Source organism: Candidatus Neomarinimicrobiota bacterium, from assembly GCA_030743815.1.
Classification (GTDB): Bacteria; Fidelibacterota; Marinisomatia; order Marinisomatales; family S15-B10; genus UBA2146.
Genome location: JASLRT010000023.1, coordinates 1 through 18153 on the forward strand (window position 1 = coordinate 1; position 18153 = coordinate 18153).

At 49.8% G+C, this 18153-nt stretch carries 19 protein-coding genes; all 19 read right to left on the reverse strand.

Annotated elements, in window-relative coordinates; genetic code table 11:
- Window positions 1-1469 (reverse strand): cytochrome c biogenesis protein CcsA (gene ccsA / locus QF669_01910; GenBank protein ID MDP6456200.1); only part of this gene is annotated, 1469 nt, incomplete at its 3' end.
- Window positions 1470-1497: 28 nt separating this feature from the next.
- Window positions 1498-1905 carry a cytochrome c maturation protein CcmE gene (locus QF669_01915; protein ID MDP6456201.1) on the reverse strand — a complete coding sequence of 136 codons (408 nt, stop codon included), beginning with the start codon at window positions 1903-1905 and terminating at the stop codon, window positions 1498-1500.
- Between the two features lie 18 nt (window positions 1906-1923).
- Entirely contained in the window at window positions 1924-3585 is a 1662-nt protein-coding gene (locus tag QF669_01920) for a methylmalonyl-CoA mutase family protein (GenBank protein MDP6456202.1), read from the reverse strand.
- Window positions 3578-5326, reverse strand: coding sequence for a carbon starvation protein A (locus QF669_01925; protein MDP6456203.1), 1749 nt, complete (start codon window positions 5324-5326; stop codon window positions 3578-3580). Before QF669_01925 ends, QF669_01920 begins: the two co-directional genes overlap by 8 nt.
- Before the next feature lie 12 nt (window positions 5327-5338).
- A complete protein-coding gene (gene dxs, locus QF669_01930) occupies window positions 5339-7231 on the reverse strand; it encodes a 1-deoxy-D-xylulose-5-phosphate synthase (protein ID MDP6456204.1) in 1893 nt (630 codons plus the stop codon).
- Window positions 7221-7808 carry a pyridoxal 5'-phosphate synthase glutaminase subunit PdxT gene (gene pdxT, locus QF669_01935; protein ID MDP6456205.1) on the reverse strand — a complete coding sequence of 196 codons (588 nt, stop codon included), beginning with the start codon at window positions 7806-7808 and terminating at the stop codon, window positions 7221-7223. Before pdxT ends, dxs begins: the two co-directional genes overlap by 11 nt.
- The gene (gene pdxS / locus QF669_01940; protein MDP6456206.1) at window positions 7808-8689 is read right to left on the reverse strand and encodes a pyridoxal 5'-phosphate synthase lyase subunit PdxS; all 882 of its coding nucleotides are present in this window, start codon (window positions 8687-8689) and stop codon (window positions 7808-7810) included. Before pdxS ends, pdxT begins: the two co-directional genes overlap by 1 nt.
- A 1-nt stretch (window position 8690) precedes the next feature.
- Window positions 8691-9545: a 4-hydroxy-3-methylbut-2-enyl diphosphate reductase gene (gene ispH / locus QF669_01945; protein MDP6456207.1), complete on the reverse strand. Its 855-nt coding sequence runs from the start codon at window positions 9543-9545 to the stop codon at window positions 8691-8693.
- A gap of 4 nt (window positions 9546-9549) precedes the next feature.
- Window positions 9550-10590, reverse strand: coding sequence for a bifunctional oligoribonuclease/PAP phosphatase NrnA (locus tag QF669_01950; GenBank protein MDP6456208.1), 1041 nt, complete (start codon window positions 10588-10590; stop codon window positions 9550-9552).
- A 180-nt stretch (window positions 10591-10770) separates the two neighbouring features.
- A complete protein-coding gene (dprA, locus tag QF669_01955) occupies window positions 10771-11865 on the reverse strand; it encodes a DNA-processing protein DprA (protein ID MDP6456209.1) in 1095 nt (364 codons plus the stop codon).
- A complete protein-coding gene (obgE, locus tag QF669_01960; protein ID MDP6456210.1) occupies window positions 11852-12829 on the reverse strand; it encodes a GTPase ObgE in 978 nt (325 codons plus the stop codon). Before obgE ends, dprA begins: the two co-directional genes overlap by 14 nt.
- A 139-nt stretch (window positions 12830-12968) precedes the next feature.
- A complete protein-coding gene (locus QF669_01965; protein ID MDP6456211.1) occupies window positions 12969-14168 on the reverse strand; it encodes an isocitrate/isopropylmalate family dehydrogenase in 1200 nt (399 codons plus the stop codon).
- 114 nt (window positions 14169-14282) lie between these two features.
- The gene (locus QF669_01970) at window positions 14283-14585 is read right to left on the reverse strand and encodes a zinc ribbon domain-containing protein (protein ID MDP6456212.1); all 303 of its coding nucleotides are present in this window, start codon (window positions 14583-14585) and stop codon (window positions 14283-14285) included.
- 131 nt (window positions 14586-14716) lie between these two features.
- Window positions 14717-15202: a pantetheine-phosphate adenylyltransferase gene (coaD, locus tag QF669_01975; protein MDP6456213.1), complete on the reverse strand. Its 486-nt coding sequence runs from the start codon at window positions 15200-15202 to the stop codon at window positions 14717-14719.
- Window positions 15199-15726 carry a 16S rRNA (guanine(966)-N(2))-methyltransferase RsmD gene (gene rsmD, locus QF669_01980; GenBank protein ID MDP6456214.1) on the reverse strand — a complete coding sequence of 176 codons (528 nt, stop codon included), beginning with the start codon at window positions 15724-15726 and terminating at the stop codon, window positions 15199-15201. Before rsmD ends, coaD begins: the two co-directional genes overlap by 4 nt.
- Window positions 15719-16021, reverse strand: a complete 303-nt coding sequence (locus QF669_01985) for a hypothetical protein (GenBank protein ID MDP6456215.1) — start codon at window positions 16019-16021, stop codon at window positions 15719-15721. Before QF669_01985 ends, rsmD begins: the two co-directional genes overlap by 8 nt.
- Window positions 16021-16911 (reverse strand): hypothetical protein, encoded by an 891-nt coding sequence (locus QF669_01990; protein MDP6456216.1) that lies wholly within the window; start codon window positions 16909-16911, stop codon window positions 16021-16023. The genes QF669_01985 and QF669_01990 overlap by 1 nt, the downstream gene beginning before the upstream one ends.
- Window positions 16912-16947: 36 nt before the next feature.
- Complete coding sequence (locus QF669_01995; protein MDP6456217.1) at window positions 16948-17712, reverse strand: hypothetical protein; 765 nt, start codon at window positions 17710-17712, stop codon at window positions 16948-16950.
- 35 nt (window positions 17713-17747) lie between these two features.
- Window positions 17748-18152 carry a helix-hairpin-helix domain-containing protein gene (locus QF669_02000; GenBank protein ID MDP6456218.1) on the reverse strand — a complete coding sequence of 135 codons (405 nt, stop codon included), beginning with the start codon at window positions 18150-18152 and terminating at the stop codon, window positions 17748-17750.
- Between the last annotated feature and the right edge of the window lies 1 nt (window position 18153).

Consider the following 18153-nt stretch of genomic DNA (forward strand, 5'->3'; position numbering starts at 1 on the left):
ATTCGAATCAGTGCCACGGGAATACTTTCATCACGTTTACCCCTCCGCACACGAACAGCACGGGTAAATTCCAGCACAATGGTTCCCAGTACAAAAAAGCTGAGAAAAATGGCGACCAGCGGATACGGCGACCGAACTCCCAGCAGAAACACGCTGAACAGTGCCACAAGCCCTGCCAGAACAGGTATTGAAAAATTCCTGATCAGACTTTCTTTTGAGGTTCTTTTCCAGGCCAGAAGAGGACCCACACCCATGAGGAGTAGCAGGAAAAGACCGATGGGTACAGCTACCTGATTAAAGAAAGGTGCTCCTACCGTGATCTGAGAACCTGTGACAGCTTCCGAAATGATAGGGAAAAGGGTTCCCCACAGTACAGCAAAACAGATACTCACAAAGACAACATTGTTGAAAAGGAAACCGCTCTCCCGTGACAGGAAGGAATCCAAATGAGTTTCTGACCGCAGATCCTTCATCCGGGTAATAAGAAGCGAAACGGTAACGACGATGATGAACAGCACAAAACCGAGGAACATGGGACCGAGAGAAGACTGGGTGAACGAGTGAACGGAGGAAACAATTCCGCTGCGGGTGAGAAATGTACCGAAAATACAGAGCACAAAAGTTCCAATAATCAGCACCATATTCCAGACGCGGAGCATCTTCTTTTTCTCCTGGATGATAATGCTGTGAACAAATGCTGTTCCCGTGAGCCACGGCATGAACGATGCGTTTTCCACTGGATCCCAAGCCCAGTATCCGCCCCAACCAAGCTCAATATATGCCCACCATCCGCCGAGGATGATACCGCATCCGAGAGCGAGCCATGTGAAGAGTGTCCAGCGTCGTATGCTCCGAACCCACATAACGTCAAGTCTCCTGGAGATGAGGGCCGCAATGGCGAAGGCGAAAGGGACAGAGAATCCGACGTAGCCCAGATAGAGCATAGGCGGATGGATAACCATGGTAGGATTCTGCAACAGAGGGTTCAGTCCCAGACCATCCTGAACCACAAAATCCGCTTGCACCGGTCTGAAGGGGTTTTCAACAAAATTGACCAGAAAAAGAAAGAAGAGTTGAATTACCGTCAATGTTATAATCACATATGGCATCAAATCGTGATAACTGGAGCGATTCTGGATCACAACTATTACTGAATAGATGGAGAGGATAAACAGCCAGAAGAGAAGTGAACCGGACTGGCCGGCCCAGAGGGCACTCAATTTATATAGAACCGGGGTCGCCTGACTTGTATACTTGGCTACGTAGTCGACATCAAAGTTTCCCTGAAGAAGGTTTGTAATCAGCGTAACAGTGGCGAGAAGCACCAGAAAGGAGACTCCCAGGGAAGCTCTCTGCCCTACCTGGAACAGCCGGTAATCACCTCCGCGAACATAAAAAAAGAGAGCAACCAGAGTGAGGACGGCAAGTCCGAGGGAGAGGTTCAACAGGGTAGCGCCGTAAACAGGCATGAGGAGTATTCCTTGTGTACCTGAACCCTTAGCTGGATTCCTGAGTCTCTCTTAAGTCGCCCTCATAGCGGGAGGCGCATTTGGTCATCAGGTTATCGGCCTGAAATTCACCATCAATATAGTAACCTTCAACAATTACTTCAGCACCATCACCGAACATATCTGGCACAATTTTGTGATACCTCACCGGCAACATTTCTGTCTCTTGCTTCAGCACGAAGCTGAGATCGAGCTGATCGCTTTCGCTCCTGAGGATTGATCCTTCTTCCACATTCCCACCCAGGCGGAACCGCTTCGACGGTCTCTTAGAGGCGGCGTCTTTCAACTCAACGATAGTCACATAAGGTAGCTCATTGCCCTCAAATCCCATCACCACCCATATGACCAGAATAATAGCGATGGCACCTATGACGACACCGAATTTTTTACTGTTCATACCTTGTTTTCTCTCATTTCAAAGGACAGGTGATTCCTGCCAGTCCCCAAAAACGTTCTTCATACATGCAACGATTTCACCAACTGTAGCACCTGATTTTGCCGCATCCACGATGGGCTGAACCAGGTTCAAGTTCCCAGACGCAGCCTGTTCAACCTTCTTCAAAGATTTTTCAGCGGCGACATCATCTCTGGTCTTTCTAAACGCTTTAAGTTTTTTTATCTGAGATTGTTCCACTGCCGGGCCTATTTGCAAGACAGGAATTTCGATTTCTTCATCCTCTTTGACAAACCTATTTACACCCACGACCACCCTTTTATTCTCATTTACCTCTTTCTCGTATTCGAAAGAAGCCCTGGCGATTTCTCTCTGGAAATATCCTTCCTCGACAGCTCGGATCACGCCTCCCATCTTCTTCACCGTTTCGAAGTATTCTTCCGCCTTGGCCTCAAGCTTATCAGTCAGCGATTCAAGGTACCACGATCCGCCAAGTGGATCGGCCACATTCGCCACCCCTGTCTCATACGCGATCACCTGCTGCGTTCTGAGGGCGATCTCAGCCGCCTTTTGTGTCGGCAGTGCCAGTGTCTCATCCATGGAATTGGTATGCAGGGACTGCGTTCCACCGAGTACGCCGGCAAGAGCCTGAAATGCTGTGCGGGCGATATTGATTTCGGGCTGTTGCGCCGTGAGGCTACATCCAGCGGTCTGAGTGTGAAAGCGGAGTTTCCACGTCCGCTCTTCCTTTGCCTTGTAGCGCTCCTTAATATGTCTTGCCCAGATACGCCGTGCAGCCCGGAACTTGGCAATCTCCTCAAAGAAATCGAGATGAGAATTGAAGAAAAATGAGAGACGCGGCGCAAAATCGTCAATATCTATACCCCGTTCCATAGCGTGATCCACATAACAGAATCCGTCAAGGAGCGTAAAAGCGAGTTCCTGGGCAGCAGTGGAACCGGCCTCGCGAATGTGATACCCGCTGACTGAAATAGTGTTGAACTTCGGCATCTTGGACGTGCAGAACTCGATAATATCAGTAATGACCCGCATATGTGGTTTAGGCGGAAAGATCCACTCCTTTTGGGCAATAAATTCCTTCAGGATATCGTTCTGCAGGGTACCCTGAAGTTTGTCTATGGCGACACCCTGTCTTTCTGCAGTAGCGATATAAAAGGCAAGCAAAATAATTGCCGGACCGTTAATTGTCTGCGAGACACTGACTGCTCCCAGGTCGATCCCGTCAAATAGAACTTCCATATCTGCCAGGGAACTGACCGCCACACCGCACTTTCCTACCTCTCCGGCGGCCAGCTGATCGTCGGCATCATAACCCATAAGTGTCGGCATATCGTAAGCTACGGAGAGACCCGTTTGCCCCTGATCCAACAGAAACTTGTAGCGTTCGTTGGTTTCTTCGGGCGTACCGAAACCCGAAAACTGCCGCATGGTCCACAGTTTGCCACGATACATATTGGCATGGATACCGCGGGTATAAGGGTACTGTCCCGGAAAACCGAGCTTATCCAAATAGTCACTATCCGGGAATTCCGGATAGTAGAGCGGATCGATCTCCTCTCCACTCACCGTGTCGAAGCTGTAGTCTCTCCCTTCACCGGCACTTGCTTCAGCTTCCCACTCGGCCCGTCGCTTTTCGAAAAAGTCAGCCTTCTTGTTAACCACCAGCCTCTCCATTCACAGGGGGCGGCGCTTCTTTGCGACGCCTTGCCGCCAGTATCCCTTCAACGATCATCCACCCTATGAGCACTGTCAGAATAGTATTGATAAGAAAAAGTACGTTGTTCTGGCCATAGAAATCTACTGTCTTCAGCATGAGAGATGAAAGGGTCGCCACCATCACAAGAACCATGGGGATAAAAAGAGCACTGATAGATTTCTTGCGCTGCCAGAAGTAGAGGGTGACCACCATGAGCGTCAAGGCGGCCAGCATCTGATTACTGGCGCCAAAGATAGGCCAGAGAACCCATCCTGCCTGCTTCACACTTCCGCTGGCGGGATCAGTGATATTCCACAGCGCAAGCCACGCTCCAGGAAGAACAGCCACCGCTGTCGCCAGATACCTGTTGGTGAGGGACTTGATTTTGAGGGCTATTCCAAGTTCACTCAAGACAAAACGTTGGATCCTCGTGGCCGTGTCGAGGGTAGTTGCCGCAAACGAAATAACCAGAACCGCCATGAGTGTCTTAGCCAGTGCTGACGGCAAGCCAATCTGCTCCAGGAGCGCTCCGCCGCCTAAAACAAATGCCGCCGCCTTATTGCCGCTGGCGTGGGCCCACGTATCGTAATAGACCGCCCAGGAAAGATTATCCACATGACCAATAGAGGGAAGTTCACAGGATGCTACGAGCGTTATGCCGGCAACCGCCGCTACCGTGGATGCCAGTGCAAGAGATCCCTCCCCAAGCATGCCGCCATAGCCGATAATTCGGGTGTCTCTCATTTCGTTCGCCTGTTTGGATGTAGTACCCGAAGCTACCAAACCGTGAAAGCCGCTGATGGCGCCACAGGCTATAGTAACAAAAAGGAGTGGGATCATGGGTGGCGCACCGGGATCTACTGCTGTACGGATGGCGGGTGCATCTATGGCCGGCTGAGCAATAAAAATACCAAGATAAAGAAGACCGAGTCCTACGAACAGCTGATGACTGTTAATGTAATCCCGCGGCTGCAGCAGAAACCAGACCGGCAACAGGCTCGCTATTGATGAATAGATAAAAAGCAACACCACCCAGATAGTGGTAGCATCCTGTTTCGTCATCCCCAGTGATTCGAAACTGAGAGGCATGTGGGTACCAGCCCAGACAAAAAAGTATAGCAAAGCCAGTGCAATAAGGGAAGGAGCCAGCGCCATTGTATTCTTCCTGTAGATTAACCAGCCGACGGCTATCGCCAGGATGATTTCGATATTAATGGGAAGGACAGCTGTAGGCACCGCCACGAAGAGGTCTGCGATGGCCATGGCAAAGACGGCAAGAACAAGCCACACCAGCATGAGGATGAAAATAAGGAACATGATGCGGGCACGATCGCTGATAACCTTACTGCTGATATCGGCAATACTTCTTCCCTTCTCACGAACGCTGACTACCAGAGCCCCGAAGTCGTGTACAGCGCCCATAAAAACAGTGCCGATTACAATCCAGAGGAAAGCTGGAAGCCAGCCCCAGTAGGCCGCAACGCACGGTCCTATGATGGGCGCCGCACCGGCAATTGAAGTGAAATGGTGCCCAAACAGAATGTGTCGTTTCGTGGGGACATAATCGAGATCATCGCGAAGCTCATGGGCCGGCATTTTGCGCAATTCATTGTACGCGTATATTCTGGTGCCTATGTAACGGGAGTAGAAACGATAGCCGAGAAGGAATATTACAATTCCGACAATAGCCAGATAAGCCGAATTCACTGTGAAAATGCGTTAAGTGGCGAGTACCTTTCTGGCGCTCTGGATGCGGCTGACGGTTCCGGCAATCTGTCGGGCGCTAAGGCCGAGATTGTCCAGAAGCACTCTCCGGCTGCCGTGATCCACAAATTCATCGGCAATCCCCAGCTGTTGCGTCGTCCCTCTGTAGCCGTGTTCGTTAAGCCACGAGAGGATCACAGAACCAAATCCTCCGGCAAGGCTCCCCTCTTCTATAGTCAAGACGGCAGGAAACCTATTACTGATATTTCTCAACATTGCTTCATCTATCGGCTTCACAAATCTTGCATTTACAATATGCGGACTGATGCCCTCGGCTCTTATAGCGGAAATCGCCTTCAGCGTTTCATCCACCATACTTCCCACTGCCAGAATTGCAACATCCTTACCTTCCGCCAAAACTTCCCAGGAACCGATTTCGACCGCTTTTGGCTGCGCATCCTCATCAAAGCTCAGACTTGAGGTCTTCGGATAGCGAACGGAGAAAGGGCCTTCGTAGTGATTGAGTCCCGTATACAGGAGGTCCCTCAACTCATTACCGTCTTTGGGTGCTGTAATTGCCATGCCGGGAATCATTTGCAGAAAAGAAAAATCGAATACACCATGATGAGTTGGGCCGTCCGGACCGACAACGCCACCGCGATCAAGGGCAAAGACCACGTGCAGATTCTGAAGAGCAACATCGTGGATTATCATATCGAAACTTCGCTGAAGAAAGGTGGAATAGATGGCTACCACAGGTTTCAGACCGGATATCGCTAATCCTCCGGCGAAGGTTACCGCATGTTCTTCAGCGATTCCACAGTCGAAAAAACGTTCGGGATATCTCTCTGCGAACTCTACAAGGCCGGTCCCCTCGCGCATGGCAGCGACCACGCAGGCGATATCTTCATCTTCAGCTGCCAGCTGACAGGTGATCTTGCCGAAAGCGTCACTGTATCCCACCGCCAGATCATCTCCCTTCTTCCCGTCCGCGCGTCCAGATAGACTATAGTACTTGAGAGGATCTTCCTCAGCATGATCCCTGCCGACCCCTTTTTTCGTCAGAACATGGACAACAGCAGGTTGATTGAAATTCTTAAGGTTCGCAAAAGTCTCGATCATTTCATTCACGTCGTGTCCGTCGATGGGACCAAAATATCGTATGCCCAGTTCCTCAAAGATCATACCGGGAACGAGAAAATTCTTAAGTCCTTCCTGCAAGCTGTGGAGGAATCGTCTGACCGCGCCGGAGATCTTTGGTAACTTACCCGTCAGTTTCCATATCTCGTCCCGGACGCGATTGTAGATTGGGTTGGTGACGATCTTTGTCAGATAGTGTGAGAGGGCACCCACCGTGGGTGAAATGGACATGCGGTTATCATTTAGTACTATCAATAACTGACTTTTCAGGACGCCGGCATTATTTAGCCCTTCGTAAGCGAGACCGCCTGTCAGGGCGCCGTCACCAATAATGGTAACAATCTTATGTTTCTTTCCCTTCAGGTCTCTTGCTTTGGCGAGCCCGACAGCGGCAGAAATCGAAGTGCTGGCGTGACCAGTACCGAAGACATCATATTCGCTCTCCTCCCGGCTGCAGTAACCGCTGATACCGCCGTCCTGACGCAAGGTAGGAAACTCATCGCGGCGACCGGTGAGAATCTTGTGAGCATAGCACTGGTGGCTGACATCCCAAATGAGTTGATCTGTGGGTGTATCGAATGCCCTGTGAAGAGCCACCGTTAAATCGACCACTCCAAGAGGTGAGGCGAAATGTCCCCCTTTTTCTTCCACTACATCGATAATATATGTGCGCAACTCATTACAAACCGCATCGAGCTCTTTTTGGGAGAGCTTTCTTAGATCGTCAGGCGAGTCAATCTTGTGAAGGTGTTTAAAACTATTCTGCAAGAACCGTCTCCTCGGCTAATGACACGAAATATTCATGGACAGTGGTGTTGTCTGACAACTCGGGATGAAATGAACTTGCCAGATGGTGACCCTGCCGCACAAACACCGGCTCACCATCAATAGAGGCGAGTACACTCACATCTTTACCTACTGACTTGATCCGTGGTGCCCGGATAAAGACGCCCGCCATCCGGGAGATAGACCCATTTGTAGAGATCTCCAGCGAGCGGATAAATGAATCGACCTGTCGGCCGTAGGCGTTGCGCACCACTTCAATATCGATAAGGTTCAGAGGGCGCACTTGTAGATCCTCCACTTGTGAAGCCATTATGATCATTCCGGCACAAGTACCGAGGAGAGGGTATCGTTCAGCAAAATCTAGCAGTGGTTCCCGAATACCGATATAGTCCATAAGCTTGGTTATAGTAGTGGACTCACCCCCCGGAATGATGACACCATCGCATCCATCAAGGTCGGCGGGGAGACGGACAATCCGCGTATAGACATTGAGCCGCGACAGGACAGCTTCATGTCTGGCAAAAGCGCCCTGCAAGCCGAGGATACCGATTGTGATCACTACCAGCCTCTTTCCTGCAGTCTCTGCTCCTGCGGAATTTCGGCAATATCAAGACCTTTCATCGCCTTCTTCAGACCGTAAGACACCTCAGCCAACTTTTCAGGATTGGCATAATAGGTCACCGCGGCGACGATGGCGGCAGCTCTTACCGGTGGATCCTCAGACTTAAATATGCCGGAACCGACGAAAACGCTTTCGGCGCCCAGCTGCATCATAAGTGACGCATCAGCCGGCGTAGCTATACCGCCGGCAGCAAAGTTAGGAACAGGTAGTTTGCCCAGTTTAGCCACCTGTTTTACGAGACTGTAAGGGGCTCCCAGTTCCTTGGCTTGCGCCATCATCTCTTCCTCTCCGAACACGGTCAATTTCCTTATGTCGCCCTGCACCTTGCGCATGTGGCGCACAGCCTCCACAATATTGCCACTGCCGGCTTCACCCTTGGTGCGGATCATGGCTGCGCCTTCCCCGATTCGCCGCAGCGCTTCACCAAGATCACGACAGCCGCAGACAAAAGGAATCTTGAAAGCGTGCTTATCGATGTGGTTGTGCTCATCCGCCGGCGTCAGAACTTCACTCTCATCTACAAAATCGACACCGATAGATTCAAGAATCTGCGCCTCGGCAAAATGACCGATACGGCACTTGGCCATGACGGGAATTGAGACTGCCTCCTGGATATCCTTGATCATCTGAGGATCTGACATGCGGGCAATACCGCCGTCTTCGCGGATATCTGCCGGAATGCGTTCAAGAGCCATTACGGCCGCAGCCCCTGCATCTTCGGCTATCTTAGCATCCTCCACGTTGGTCACATCCATGATGACGGCGCCTTTCAGCATCTCGGCAAGACCGACCTTTACTTCAAATGAACCCTTTTCCATTCTAACACACCTCCTCTAATTCGGTGATAAACTGTTCAATTCTTGCTTTTACCTCTTCAATGAGATAGTCCGGTGTTGAGGCGCCGGCGGAGATGCCTACATGAGCAACATCCCGAAACCATAACTCGTCCAGCTCATCGGCTGAATTGACCTGATATGTAACTGGATTAACCTGACTGGACAGCAGTGCGAGACGTTTCGAATTCGCGCTGGTGAATGAACCGATAATAATTATTGCGTCACTCTCTTTTGCTAATTCTATAATCTGTTCCTGGTTCCGCTTGGTGGGGAAACAGATAGTATTCACAAATCGTAGATCGAAGACTTTCGTCATCAGGATATTGATAATGGCTTGCACATTTTCAATTGACTGTGTCGATTGACTTACCACGCCGGCCCTCTTCATCTTACGCAATCTTTTAGCTTCATCCGCTGTGGCCACCACAACAGCATTCTCAACCTGACTGGCAATCCCCACTACCTCATCGTGCCCGTGATCACCGATGATAATAACAGGCCTGTCTTCCTGCGTAAGTTTTTTTACCTCGTGATGAATCTCTTTTACCAGCGGACAGGTAGCATCGATGATGTTCAAGTTTTTCTTCTCAGCTTTACTCCATACTTCGGTCTCTGTTCCGTGGGCACGGAAAAGGACAGGTTTTTCGCTGGGAATTGCGGACATAGTATCTACTACCCTGGCTCCCGCCTGTCCCAGATCGTGAACAACATGTTCGTTATGGACGATATGTCCTAGCATATAGACCTCTCCATGTTCATGCGCGGTCTCGTACGCCAGATTCACCGCATCTCTGACGCCAAAGCAGTATCCGGCATCTTTTGCCACGCTGATTTTCACCGGATCATTCCTCAAGATTCAGCTGGATCTTGATCTCCGTCAGGATCTTTGAAACGACAAGGCTGGTAGCCTCCTCAATGGGCTGTTCCAACAAGACTCCAGCGGCGAAGGCGTGACCTCCTCCACCGAGGCACCTCGCCAGTTCATCTATTCTCACCCGGCCTTTGGAGCGGAAGTTCACGCGTGATTGGCCTCCCGGTTTCTCATGTACCATCGCAGCTACTTCAACTCCTTTGATAGAACGCACAAGATCGGTAAAACCGCCTACATGCTCATCTTTGGCTCCCGCCTCTTCCATCATCTCCTTCGTCACGGTAAACCACGCTAGAGTACCATCCCCCTCAACCTCAACCGTATCCAGTGCCAGCGCCATCAGGCGTATTCTTTCAACCGGTGTTGATTCGTAAACCTGTTCATAAACGTCGTAAGGCCTTACGCCGCTTCTTATCAGTTCGCTGGCCATCTCGTGAGCTTCAGCGGATGTATTGTTGAACCTGAACGACCCTGTATCCGTAAGGATTGCAACATATAGACTCTTAGCAATCTCTGGCTCGAGAGCTGGCCTAGAACCGTTCTTACCGTTCGCATATTTTATGTACTCATAAACGAGAAAACCTGTGGCACAGGCAGAAATGTCGTGAACGGAGTAGGTAAATCCGTTGGGAGAAGGATGAGGATGATGGTCAATGGACAATGCGGGAAGACATGCCTTCTGAAAATCATGTCCCAGCCGGCCGAGCCTTTTGTAGTCACCGATATCGAATGCTATGGCCAGATCCGCACTCTTTACCCAATCAAAGTGCATCTGGCGATCATATTCCTCAAAAGTTCCAAACTCGGTTAAAAAGTGCATATCACCCGGTAGTGGCGTAGGGTTGAAAATTCTGCACTCTTTGCCACGTTTTTCCAGAAACCTGGCCATGGCGAGTTGGGAGCCAAGACCATCGCCATCAGGACTGATGTGCGTCGAAAACACGATCCGATCTGAATCATCAATAAGCTGGTGCACCGACGCCCACCGCTTTTCCAGTTTTGAGTCAATCATCGTCGCTTCTCTCTTATGAGGAAATCATATCCTACTCAGTCAGGAAATTTACGCTGGCATGTCCGCAACTCAAAATGCTATTCGGGCAACTCCCGACGGAAGCCAGGTCTTTGAGTTGAAGGATAGATATACCTGACGAGTCCGACACCTGATCCAGAAAGTACGTTGCAACACACCAATTCAGGTTCGAGTAAACTGTTTCCCGCTCAGTTGTGTCACCGCCCCTTTCAGCTCCAAACCGAGTAGGATAGTGAGTACTGTTGAAGGATCGAGTTCGGTCTGTGCCACAATATCGTCCACATACTTGGGATCACCCGAGAGAACCGAGTAGACGGCCATTTCCGGCTCGGTCATTTCAAGCTTAAGTTCGCGCTGGACTGGTCTGGCGGGTGTATGGAGCCGCGGGTTAAGAATTTCGAGTATATGCTGGGAGTCCCGGACAGGGATGGCGCCGTTGCGGATGAGTCTGTTACAGCCAACACTTTTGGAATCCGTCACCCTTCCCGGCACCGCGAAGACATCACGGTTCTGATCTACGGCATTGAGGGCGGTGAGAATAGCACCGCTGCGGTGACCCGCCTCCACTACGACGATTGCGTGACTGAGACCACTTATGATCCGGTTGCGGCGTGGAAAGTTGCCGGCATCGGGCTTTGTGCCGAATGGAAACTCAGAAATTACTGCACCGTTATTTTCCACCTGGTCAACTATCTTGCGGTTCGCCGCCGGATAGACAATATCGAGACCGTTACCGAGAACAGCAATAGTCCGGCCACCCACCACCAAGGCACCTCTGTGAGCCACAGTGTCGATCCCTTTTGCAAAACCACTCACCACGGTCAATCCGGAAGAAGCCATGCCGCGAGCCAGTTCCTGAGCTATCTGCCTGCCGTAAGCTGACGGCATCCGTGTACCCACAATTGCAACAGCATCGCGATCAGCTTCGGCAAACGACCCGCGAACGAAAAGGAGCACTGGCGGATCGTAAATCCTCTTCAGATAGTCGGGATAAGCCTCGTCACGGAATGAAATTATGGTACATCCTTCGGCCTCACTTTTCTCCAGCTGTACATCCGCAAATCCAGCCGGTTTGTAGCGTGAGATAGTCTGCGCCAGTTTGAGGTCAATACCTTCCAGACGACTCATCTCCGCAACGGAAGCTTCCAGTACAGCTTCAGAACTCCCCAACCGGGTTACAAGCGTGCGGATACGCGCCGGCCCGAGACCGTGAATCTGGGTCAGTTCCAGAAGAGCACTGATTTCAGCTGTCTGCATGGAGAATCGTAGTTAGTTCTTGCACCAGTTCACCTAATCCTGCACCGGTCACGCTACTGACAGCAACGGCTTTTTCCCCCGCAAATGATGAAGGAAGATCGATACTCTGCGGCAAAAGATCGCGCTTGGTGAACACAATCAATCTCGGACGTTGAAGGAGTACTTCATTGTGATTTTTCAGTTCTTTCATCAGTGTAGCGAAGGTCACTTCAGGATTGTCATCGTTTGCTTCAATTAGAAGCGACAGTACAGACGTTCTCTCGATATGCTTTAGAAACTTGATCCCCATCCCCTTGCCTCGACTGGCACCTTCGATGAGACCGGGGATATCCACCATCACAAACGATTGGAAGTCGCCATACTTAACGATACCGAGATGAGGTTCGAGAGTGGTGAAGGGATAATCAGCGATCTTGGGCCGGGCGGCGGAAAGTTTTGAGAGAAGGGTTGACTTGCCGGCATTGGGAAGTCCGATAAGGCCAACATCCGCCAGTACTTTCAGTTCCACTTCATAGACAAATTCTTCTCCCGGTTGACCCGGCTCGGCAATCCTCGGCGTCTGTCGCGTTGCGGTTGCAAAGAGGGCGTTGCCCCTGCCGCCCTTACCACCTCGCGCTCCTACAAACTGTTCTTCCGCTTCTGTCAGATCAGCAGCGACCGTCTTACAGTAATCCCGCCGCAGAACAGTCCCGGGTGGAACGGGGATGATGACATTTTTACCATCGCGGCCGGTCTTGCGTGCACCGGAACCGTCACGACCGTTATCGGCGCGGTATGACTTGCGATACTTTACATCCTGCAAGGTGTGCAGCTGCGGATCCACCTCAAAGAAGATACTGCCGCCGCGGCCGCCATTTCCTCCATCAGGTCCCCCCTTCGGTATGAACTTCTCACGCCGAAAGCTGACGCATCCATTTCCGCCGTGACCGGCAGACACCTTGATCTTTGCATAGTCGACAAACATTGGTCGTGCGAAATTTATATAACAAACCGGTGGGACGCACCTGGAATAGATCCTCTGGTAGTTGACGTGCAGAGATCACGTAGATAAAAAAGGGGCACTCTTTCTCCCTTTTCCAAAAGATAACTATGCAGATACTAACTCAGACTGCCTGGTAAGTCTGCCACCTGTTCTCGAGATCGGGATCCTGTATTGTCTCCATCAGATAGGCGGAGAATTTCTCTCCCGTAGCACCTGTGTCCCGGCCAGTCATGACGAGTTTCTTCTCGAACTGACCGCAAATATCCAGGGCCATCTCCAGCTTTTGCGCGCGGTCAAGATAACCGATATGCTGCATAAGCATGGCACCGGCCCGAATCATGCTACTGGGATCGGCGTATTTAGCGCGTTCTTCATCCACCATTCTCGGCGCGGAGCCGTGAATCGCCTCAAACATAGAATACTTCCGACCAATGTTGGCAGCCCCGGCAGTACCGACACCGCCCTGGAATTCAGCCGCTTCATCAGTGAGGATATCGCCGTAGAGATTCGGCAAAGCCATGACACGGAACTGAGTCCGCCGCTTGGGATCTACCAACTTAGCCGTCATAATATCTATATACCAGTCGTCTACCTCCACATCGGGGTACTCCTTGGCAATCTCATAGCCGATCTTAAGAAATTTGCCGTCTGTCGTTTTTACAACATTGGCCTTAGTCACAAGCGTCAGCTTATTGATACCGTTCTTGCTGGCGTAGTCAAAGGCCAACCGGATGAGGCGCTCTGACCCCTGCGTGGTGGCAACAGTGAAATCGATTGCCATGTCATCCGTAACTTCTATCCCATCGTCGCCGAGAGCGTAGGCCCCTTCAGTATTTTCCCTGAAAAACATCCAGTCGATTCCTTCAGAAGGGACACGAACGGGACGGACGTTTGCGAAGAGATCAAGCTCTTTTCTCATCGCTACGTTGGCGCTCTCGATGTTGGGCCATGGATCACCCTTCCTTGGCGTGGTAGTAGGTCCCTTCAGCGTCACGTGACATTTCTTTATCTCTTCCAGAACGTCATCCGGAATTGGTTTTTCCACTTCTGCACGATATTCAATTGTAAGACCCTCGATATCCCTGAATTCCACCTTGCCCGATTTCTGCTCTTCCGCCAATAGGAATTTGAGGATACGCCGCGCCTCTTCAGCAATATACGGGCCGATGCCGTCACCACCAATAATTCCGATAATGATAGGTTTGAGCGCGGCGTAGTCGGTCTCTTCTTCTCCCGCCTTCATCTTCTCGATGCGGACCAACTGTTGCTCCAGTACTCGACCAAAATGCTCCTTCGCCTGCTCAACTGCTGGGTTACTCATGATTCCCCCTGTTAGATTTAGGAAGACTTACAAACTACACGGTAAACAGTTAACTCCAGTCAGAAACGCCGTTGCTACCGTGCTCAGATAGAATGATGAAATAATTACCTGTCATCACTCCTTTTTATCCTTCTTGGTTGACGTCTTATTATTCGTTTCCAACTGTGGTGACTCCTCCTTTTTACCATCGGTCTTAGGCTTAACCTTATTCTGACTGTTGCCCCCTGAGGTGTTACGGTTCTTGTAATCAGTAATGTAAAATCCGGAACCTTTAAAGATCAGACCAGCCCCACCGCCTATCAGCCGCTTTAAGGTACCCGCACAAACAGGACAATGTGCAAGAGGGTCTTCAGTCATAGTCTGAAGGTGCTCAAACTCATGTCCACAATCACTACATCTGTAATCGTATGTTGGCATTAGCTTTTCTGTATTCCGAACTTCACAAATTCCGGCTAAGAATTTACAAATACTATACTTTACAGGGAGCCATTATTATGGCTCAAAGAATTCCTTTATTCTTGAAAACAGTTTAAAGCAATCTTTCCTGTTCATTTACCGAATTTTTCGTGGAGTCGTTCAACGACAGCTGGTGGAACATAGCTGTCGATATCCGCCCCGAGTTCTGCTGCTTCACGGATGACTGTTGAACTTAGATGCGTATATTTAGCATCCGTCATCAGGAATACCGTATTGACATCTCTGTTCAGATGTCGGTTTACCCAAGCAAGCTGAAATTCGAATTCGATGTCACTCACGAACCTGAGTCCCCTGATAAGTGCACAGGCCCCTTTTTCGCGGGCAAAGTCAACGATAAGTCCGTCATACGATGTAACTTCAACATTCTCATAGTCAACTGAACAGGTACGGATCATTTCGAGCCTCTCATCAAGACCAAACAGTGGTTCCTTGTCTCTATGGGTGGCTATCGTTATAATGAGATGATCAAACAGATGAACGGCTCGGTCGACGACATCCAGATGACCGTAGGTAATAGGATCGAACGATCCGGGATAGATGGCTATTTTCTTATTCACGGCACATTCCGGAAAAGGGAAATCTGTGTATCGCCATAATATCTGACGTCAGCTTCATCGCTCTGCCACTCCTCACGCCGGGCCGACTCAACGATCAGGACACCTTCTTCTCCAAGGCGTCTACACGCCAGGTTCACAAGCAGATCAAGATTAACCATCCCATATGGAGGATCAGCAAAAATGAGGTCAAACTCTTCCTTACAGCTGCGGAGATAGCGGAAAACATCACTGTACAGGATAGTGATCTTATGGCTGTCAAAGAGAAGCCTATTCTTCTCGATCACTCCCACAACCTTCGCGTTCAATTCAACAAATGTTACTGATGCAGCCCCCCGGCTGAGCGCTTCGAAACCGAGCGATCCTGACCCCGCATACAAATCGAGGGCTTTTTCCCCTACCACTGTCTGCAAGATGTCAAAGATACTCTTCCGTACCCTCGCTTGCGTCGGGCGGACATCGTCAGCTCCACCCACTTTGAGACGAACCCCCTTCAGACTGCCTGCAAGGATAGCTGTTCTAGTCATTGTCAGCTTTCGGCCTGGCCAGGAATTCGTGTGGCGTATATTCCGTCACTTCAGATCGCACCGTAGTTTTCATTACAAAATACCACCATATTAGCGCACCCACGATAACAGCAAGCACAACCGCACCGAGTTCCTGTACGAGGAACGATTTCTTCATCTTCTTCTGTTTCGTTTTCTTCTGTTTCGTTGCCGCTTCTTTTTCCTCTGTCACCCGATTCTCCTTCTCTTCCACTAATTCAGGCACCGGAATATCCTCCTGAAATCCTCTATTTCCAAAAAGATTGATGTCTGGCATCAGCCCGCTCTCCTCTGAATAAGACCCAGCAACTCCACAAATGGAGAACCTTTCCTGCGTGAGGATCCCATTCCAGATATATCTGTTCGCGGAAAAGGGTCGATAACATCTGTTACCCCGTCACCGGCTTCATTACCTTTAAGAGCACTAAAACGTGGCTTTGTAAACTCACCTGTGAGGACAATCCGCAGATTCGGAGATTTATCAGAATCATTAAGATAGCTGTTCCACTCTTCAATACATCTGTCGGCGAAATCTGCGTCTCCCTGCAGAGACACACCTTTTACCTTTCCCGACCGGACGTTCAGCACCCCAAAACTTCTTAATCTTCCCCGATCAATGAATTGTGCATCCAAGATTGTTTCTCGCGCAACCGCGACTATCGCCTTCGAATGTCTCCCGTCATCAGAAGCTTTCACTGTTCGGTAAACGGAAAGAGAAGTGGACTCAAGCCACGAAGGGACATAACCTATACTATCGATAGAGGATCTAACACTTTCGACGAGGTTTTCAGTGGTAGTACAGGCGACAGTCAGTTCTTCTCCCTCGTCACCATTTGGGACAGCTTGAAAGAAAACCGCCGATTCATTCCAGAGAGTCCCCCATCTCTGGGCAAGGATCCACCTGAGATAAGACTCTTTTGTCGCCTCATCAAGGACCGCATCGCTCTTTAACAGGGTACAGTCGATCCATTCCGGATCCAGTGAAACAAACACTTCCCTGTCAGGTTTCTCAAGTGTGTCGGCAACTTGTTCAAATACATCATGAAGTAGTCCTCGAAGGCCGGGTGAACCCAGTTCAGGAGGGGAAAGTTCAGACGGGAGGGGTAGACTGTCTATACAGTTAATCTTAAAACTGTGGCCACCGATATCAGCCTGGGTGTACCGCAACCAGCCACCTTTAATACAGACAGCTAGCACAGCTTTTTAGAACCTGTCCCAGCTTTTATCTCCGTCTTCAATCTTTCCATGAGAGTTGGATTTGAACGAAAATACCAGGTATCTTTGTTCTTTGTAAGTTTCAGTTATTGGACTCTGCACTGTCAGCATGTCATCTTCAGAGATCGTAATGATGTAAGGTTTCTCTGTCAAAGAGCAGAAAAACATAGTGGAATCCGGCATGTAGGAATCGTAATAGCTGACAACTTCCACGTGGCTTGAGAGATTCGTATCCGGAATGTCCACAAGAGTCGTATCCTTAAGGTAAGGATCAATCATATCGAGCCGTATAAAAGAGGTGTCGTAGCGTGCATCTTCCTGATTGTAAGTCACTACCGTGTAGACGGTGTCAACAATTGTATCTTTGCGCGTCATTAGGAAGCCGAAGGAAGTATCATACACAACATCATAGCCTTCGAATACATCAACATCAATTGATTCGTCCCCAAGGTGGATCGTCTGCTGACCAAGGAATGTTGAATCTGCGGTTAGGGAATCCCTGGTTGCATTTACTACTTTAAGTGCCCAGAGGCCATTCTCTGTCTGCTGATCCGTCAATCTTTCATAGTAGGTAAGAACATCATAATCGTTTTCCATTCTGAAACGACTTTCAGTTCTTATAGTCTCCTCCTCATCCCATATGGCGCGAGGTATATATATCACAAGTATGAATATAACGATTGCCATAAGTATGCCCAATTCCAGCAGGTCACGCACCCACCATTTAAATTTAAAGTCAGATATCTCAACCATCGATCCGCTTGCTCCTTTCCAAATCCGTTTTCTGTTTAGATTGTTATCAGATTTCCGAGTCGTTGCAACGACTTTTCTCCGATTCCTCTTACTTTTTTCAGTTCTTCAATCGATTTGAAATTACCGTAATCCTGGCGATAGATGATAATTTTCTCGGCGAGCGCAGGTCCGATACCCGGCAAGAGTACCAGTTCCTCCAGCGCGGCTGTGTTTATGTTCACTTTTACCATTGCGGAGATGATTTGATTTTTCCCCTCACCATCTTCCGAGGTGAGGCTAGCCTCATACCGGTCACGATTTGATGCCGCAATGGATGCGATGGCAATGGCTGTCTCCTCAGCCTCAGCACTGAGTTGTGGTGAGGTACCAAACCATTCCCTTCTCACAAAACCAATCACGACCCCTACTACAAAAACAGTCAGGAGAAATCTTAGTATCATC